We start from the raw sequence: 5,897 nt of genomic DNA, 5'->3' as shown, positions 1-5,897 counted from the left end.
GTCGCAGAGTTGGCCGGGGTGCGGCCTTCGGTCGGCAGGTAATAGTCGGCGGGCAGCATGTCGTAGGCCTTGGCGACGGTCAGGCTGGTATCGTCGATGATCGGGAAATTGGCGGGGGCGCCGCCGAAAGCCTCGATGTCGCGCTTCCATTTTTCGTGGTCGGGCACAGAGTCCACCGACACGCCGATCACCTTGGTGTTGCGTTTGGCCCATTCGGGCGCAAGCTGGGCGACCGCGCCGAATTCGGTGGTGCAGACGGGGGTGAAGTCGCGCGGGTGGCTGAAGATGATGCCGTAGCTGTCGCCAAGCCATTCGTGGAACCGGATGGTTCCAGCGGTGGATTCGGCGGTGAAGTCGGGGGCGATGTCGTTGATGCGGATGGCCATAGGGTCCTCACTGGGGTTCTGACAAGGGTCATCGACCTTTCCCAAACATAACGGGCCGGGAACGATGTTTCATCCCCCGGCTGCGGTTCGGGTGACGAAAGGAAAAATCGTCTGCCGGACTGGCCCGAACCGACATGCTTTTCCGGCGATAGCCCCGGGACGCGAACGGCTATTCAGTCGAAGGTCCCGGTGACGCGGCCAAACAGCATGAAGGCGCGGGCGGTGCGGGTGTCGGCCATCTCGGCCAGCTCGGCATCGGTTGCGTTCGGTTCGAAGGCAGAGAAGGTCTTGTCGAAGCTGCGAAGGAAATGGTGACCGGCGTCGCGGAAGACCGGGTCTTCGCGCATCCGGGCGGCGGTAAGGGTGAGGCAAGTCCGGTCGCGAATGCCGCCGAGCCCGGCAATCGTTCGACCGCGCTCGCCAGCGGCGAAGCGGCGCCACAGATCCGGGCGGGACAGATCGGGCTGCAGGTCGTCCATGTAGATGCCTTCCTGGCTGAGCAGGGTCAGCACGTCCTGGGCGGCACGGATCAGTTTGGCGACGGCGCGATCTTCCAGCGCGAGTCTGAGGGCGCGGAACCCTTCCTTGTCATCGGGTGTCTCGGGGAACTGCATCGCCCTGATGAAATCCGCAACGGCGAGCGGGGGGCGCAAATCCTCGGCCGGGGTGCCCAGTGCCAGGGTCGGTTGTTCCGCCTCCGGTTCGGACTGGGAAACAGCGAGGGCGGCTTTGCGATCCGCTGACGGCACCGTCAACCCCGCATCCCGGCGCGAGGTGAAGGTGGCCAGAACGGCCTCCTTCTGCCGGGGAGCGGGCGCGGCTTCGTTGATCTGCCTATCGGCGCGTCTCATCCCTGACGGTTGGGCCTGAGCCTGACTGGACCGCATCGCATCGACCGTCGCTTGCAGCCGTGCGGCCTCGGCCCGAAGCTGCCGTAGGGAGCGGAGGGTGAATACCACCGCCCAGATCAGCGCGATGGGCAGAAGGACCATCAGCACGGTCAGGGCCAGGCCAAGTATCCTCGCCTCGCCCACCGGGGGCGCTATCAGTACGTAGACCAGAACCGCGATGGCCCAGACCAGGCTGAGCGCGATGGCTGCGATCTCCATGCTGCCGTTGCTTTGCGCCGGACGGGAGGCCGGGGACAAAGGTAGCTTGCTGGGCAGTTCCTTGGGTAGAGGCATCAGGGCCACCCCTGATCAGATGAAACGGACGGACAGGATTTCATAGGACCGGTTTCCACCGGGTGTCTTTACGTCGACGGTGTCGCCCTCCTCTTTGCCGATCAGGGCGCGGGCCAGCGGTGAGCGGATGTTGAGAAGGCCGTTTTCGATGTCGGCCTCGGTTTCGCCGACGATCTGGTAGGTCTTCTCATCGCCGCTTTCTTCGTCTGCCACGATGACGGTAGCGCCGAACTTGACCGAGCCGGACAGGCGGGTCGGGTCGATCACGTCGGCCAGCGACAGAAGGCCCTCGAGTTCCTTGATCCGGCCCTCGATGAAGCTCTGCTTTTCGCGTGCCGCATGATATTCGGCGTTCTCGGACAGGTCGCCGTGTTCGCGCGCTTCGGCGATATCGCGGATGATGGCCGGACGATCGACGGTTTTCAGCAGTTTCAACTCTTCATCCAGCGCGGTAAAGCCGCGGCGGGTCATCGGGATCTTTTCCATCGGCCTTCCACATCAAAAGAAGAAGTCACGGACCGGGCGGCGGACCATGACTTCAGGCTCGTATCTCTTTCACCTGATCCGAAGGAGGGGTCAATTGCAAGAGGCGATGCCGCCGATTGGTGAGGGCCGATCGCGACCGGGAAAGAAAATTCCAACCGATCAGCGCGCAAGGCTGTGATGTTGCGTCACGGTTGACCTTGGCGGAACCTTCGGGCAACAGAAGGGCCGCAAAAGGCCAGTATTTGAAGGCGGCGACCACGCCAGACAAGGACAAGCGATGACTGCGATCCAGCGCGAGAAAATGGACTATGACGTGGTGATCGTGGGCGCAGGCCCGGCAGGTCTTTCTGCGGCGATCCGGTTGAAGCAGCTTGATCCGGACCGGTCCGTCGTGGTGCTGGAAAAGGGGTCGGAGGTCGGGGCGCATATCCTGTCGGGCGCGGTGCTGGACCCGTCGGGTCTGGATGCGCTGCTGCCGGACTGGCGCAGCATGGACGCGCCGATCAAAGTGCCGGTGACGCAGGACAATTTCTATCTTCTTGGCGAAGCAGGGAAAATCCGCATCCCGAACTGGCCGATGCCACCGCTCATGTCGAACCATGGGAATTACATCGTCTCGATGGCCAACGTCTGCCGCTGGATGGCGGGTGTGGCCGAAGGGCTGGGGGTCGAGATTTTCCCCGGCATGGCCTGCAGTGAGTTGGTCTTCGAAGATGGCCGCGTTGTCGGTGCGGTGGCGGGCGAGTTCGGGCGCGATCCCGAGACGCGCGCGCCGGGACCGAATTATGAACCCGGAATGGAGCTGCGGGGGAAGTATGTCTTCCTGAGCGAGGGCGTGCGCGGCAGTCTGGCGAAACAGGTGATCGACAAGTTCGATCTGTCGCAGGGCAAGGAGCCGCAGAAGTTCGGCCTCGGCATGAAGGAAATCTGGGAGATCGACCCGGCGAAGCATCGTGAGGGGACGGTCACCCATACGATGGGCTGGCCCTTGGGCAAGAATGCCGGTGGCGGGTCGTTCATCTATCACCTTGAGAACAATCAGGTCTATGTGGGCTTTGTGGTCCATCTCAACTACCGGAACCCCCACCTTTACCCCTACATGGAGTTCCAGCGCTTCAAGCATCACCCGACGGTGGCCGAGCTTCTGAAGGGCGGCAAGCGCGTGGCCTATGGTGCGCGGGCGATCAGCGAAGGCGGCTGGCAGTCGATCCCGAAGATGGTGGCGCCGGGCGTGGCGTTGCTGGGCTGCTCGGCGGGGCTGGTGAACGTGCCGCGGATCAAGGGCAACCATAATGCGATGCTTTCGGGCAAAGCGGCTGCAGAGGCGGCGCATGCGGCGATCCTTGCGGGGCGGTCGGGCGATGAGCTGGCGGCCTATGAGACCGAGGTTCGTGGCGGGGCTATCGGGCGCGACCTGAAGAAGGTGCGGAATGTCAAACCGCTCTGGTCGCGGTATGGCCTCTGGGCCTCGCTTCTGGGGGGCGGGGCGGATATGTGGGCGAATACGCTGGGGTTCACCGTGTTCGGCACGCTGAAGCACGGCAAAACCGATGCGGCGGCGACGGGCAGGGCCGCGGACTTTCCGGTCATCGACTATCCGAAGCCGGATGGTGTTCTGTCGTTCGACCGGCTGACCAACGTGGCCTATTCGTTCACCAACCATGACGAGGCCCAGCCTGCGCATCTGGTGCTGAAAGACCCGTCGATACCTGTCGGGGTGAACCTGCCGGACTACGCCGAACCGGCACAGCGTTATTGCCCGGCGGGGGTCTATGAGGTGCTGGGCGAGGGTGCGGCGGCGAAGTTCCGGATCAACTTTCAGAACTGCGTCCACTGCAAGACCTGCGACATCAAGGACCCGAGCCAGAACATCGTCTGGACGACGCCGATGGGCGGCGGCGGGCCGAACTATCCGAATATGTGACGGTCTCACAAAAGGTTGTCCGGCAAATCGGCTGCCAGTGGTCGGGAATGCCCTGCCTGCATTGCGTCCCGGTGCCGTGACGGGTAGCCTTTCCGGAAATCCCTTCGGAGAGGTCTGATGCCGCATCCCGTCTTCCGCCCCCTTGCCGCCATTCTGACACTGACATCAGCTTTGGCGTTCAGCCCGGTATGGGCTCAAGAAGATGGGGATTCCGGTGCCTATCTGGCGGCGCGGGTTGCGGAGTCGCAGAACGACTTTCGCGCGGCGGCCGCCTGGTACGGCAAGGCGATCCTGTCGGACGAAGGCAATCCGCGGCTGCTGGAAGGTGCGATCCTGGCAGAGCTTGGGCTTGGCGACTTTACCCTTGCTGCCCAGGCGGCGAAACAGCTGAAAGCTTTGGGCGGCGAGGCGAGCCAGCTTGGCGAGTTTGCACTTCTAGCGGAAGAGGCGCAGCGGGAAGACTACGCGGCCCTGCTGGATGCCGCATCAAAGGGCCGGGACCTGGGCCAGCTTGTGGACGATCTGGTCGTGGCGTGGGCCCGGGTTGGCGAGGGCAAGATGTCCGAAGCTCTGGAGGCTTTCGACGCGATCTCGGCGACGAAGGGGCTTGAGGCCTTTGGCTATTACCACAAGGCGCTGGCGCTTGCCTCGGTCGGTGATTTCGAGGGGGCGGACGAGATTCTGTCCGGTCGGGCCGCCGGGCCGATCTTCGTGATGCGGCGCGGGGTTTTTGCCCATGCGCAGATTCTGAGCCAGCTGGAACGCAATGCCGATGCGCTGGCGCTTCTGGATAAGTCGGACGGCACCGATCCGGATCCGATCGTTGATGCCGTGCGCGCGCGCCTTACCGCCGGTGAGCCGATACCGTTCGACACCGTGAAAACCGCTCGCGATGGTGTTGCGGAGGTGTTCTTCTCGGTCTCGACGGTACTGAACGGCGATGCGGACCCCGTTTACACCTTGCTTCACACCCGCGTTGCGACCCATCTGCGACCGGATCACGAGGATGCGCGTCTCTTGATGGCGGACGTGCTGGAGGATCTGGGCCAGCACGATCTGGCGGTCGAAACCTACGCGATGTTCAAGCCCGAGGATCCGTCTTTCGTGACGGCCGAAATCGGCCGGGCCGGGGCGCTGCAGGCGCAAGACAAGACCGACGCCGCGCTGGAGGCGTTGCAGACTTTGGCGCGCAGCCATGGCGATCTGATTTCCGTCCACTTTGCGCTGGGCGACCTCTTGCGTGTCGAAGAACGGTTTGACGAGGCCGAGGTCGCATATACTGCGGCGCTTGGTCTGGTGGGCGAGGCAACGCCGGATGACTGGGTGCTCTATTTCTACCGTGGCATCTGCCACGAGCAGAGCAAGGACTGGGCCCCCGCAGAGGCTGACTTCCGTCAGGCGCTGGAGTTGAATCCGACGCAGCCACAGGTCCTGAACTACCTTGGATACGGGTTGGTCGATCGTGGAGAGAAGCTGGACGAAGCGCTTGGCATGATTCAGCGCGCCGTCGCGGCCGATCCGCAGAAGGGCTACATCATCGACAGCCTCGCCTGGGCCTATTTCCGGCTGGGCCGTTATGACGAGGCGCTGGAGCCGATGGAGAAGGCGTCTGTGCTGGAGCCGGTCGATCCCGTGGTGACCGATCATCTAGGCGATGTTTACTGGATGGTCGGGCGCAAGCTGGAAGCGCAGTTCCAGTGGCGGCGGGCGCTGTCATTCGATCCGACGGAAAAGGATGCCACCCGAATCCGCCGAAAGCTGGAGGTCGGCCTCGACGCGGTGATGGCCGATGAGGGTGTGTCGCCAGCGGCAATCGAAGCTGTCGAGAATGCCGACTGAGGCGGTTACCGAGTTCGCACCCGCCAAGGTCAATCTTGCGCTGCATGTGACGGGTCGGCGCGAGGATGGCTATCATCT

General features: G+C 63.4%; 5 protein-coding genes and 1 pseudogene. 3 read left to right on the top strand and 3 right to left on the bottom strand.

The window, feature by feature from the left end:
- The 3 genes from ACRCSW_RS06125 to greA all read right to left on the bottom strand — a co-directional run.
- Positions 1-386: redoxin domain-containing protein (locus tag ACRCSW_RS06125; protein WP_438703473.1), on the bottom strand; the 386-nt coding region annotated here is incomplete at its 3' end.
- A gap of 173 nt (positions 387-559) precedes the next feature.
- Positions 560-1,495, bottom strand: coding sequence for a hypothetical protein (locus ACRCSW_RS06120; RefSeq protein ID WP_438703471.1), 936 nt, complete (start codon positions 1,493-1,495; stop codon positions 560-562).
- Positions 1,496-1,585: 90 nt separating this feature from the next.
- Complete coding sequence (gene greA, locus ACRCSW_RS06115; RefSeq protein WP_438703470.1) at positions 1,586-2,056, bottom strand: transcription elongation factor GreA; 471 nt, start codon at positions 2,054-2,056, stop codon at positions 1,586-1,588.
- Between the two features lie 277 nt (positions 2,057-2,333).
- Here greA and ACRCSW_RS06110 point away from each other — a divergent pair, with 277 nt between their 5' ends.
- The 3 genes and pseudogenes from ACRCSW_RS06110 to ACRCSW_RS06100 form a co-directional block, all read left to right on the top strand.
- The gene (locus ACRCSW_RS06110; RefSeq protein WP_438703468.1) at positions 2,334-3,980 is read left to right on the top strand and encodes a 4Fe-4S dicluster domain-containing protein; all 1,647 of its coding nucleotides are present in this window, start codon (positions 2,334-2,336) and stop codon (positions 3,978-3,980) included.
- Positions 3,981-4,097: 117 nt separating this feature from the next.
- A complete protein-coding gene (locus ACRCSW_RS06105) occupies positions 4,098-5,819 on the top strand; it encodes a tetratricopeptide repeat protein (RefSeq protein ID WP_438703466.1) in 1,722 nt (573 codons plus the stop codon).
- A pseudogene (locus ACRCSW_RS06100) lies at positions 5,809-5,897 on the top strand (4-(cytidine 5'-diphospho)-2-C-methyl-D-erythritol kinase); the annotation flags it as partial. The gene ACRCSW_RS06105 and the pseudogene ACRCSW_RS06100, both read left to right, overlap by 11 nt.

The sequence above is a fragment of the Tabrizicola sp. genome (genome assembly GCF_051645465.1).
In the GTDB taxonomy this organism is placed as follows: Bacteria; Pseudomonadota; Alphaproteobacteria; order Rhodobacterales; family Rhodobacteraceae; genus Tabrizicola.
The sequence above is the reverse complement of the archived record's forward strand: the minus strand, read 5'-3'. Positions and strand labels throughout refer to the sequence as shown.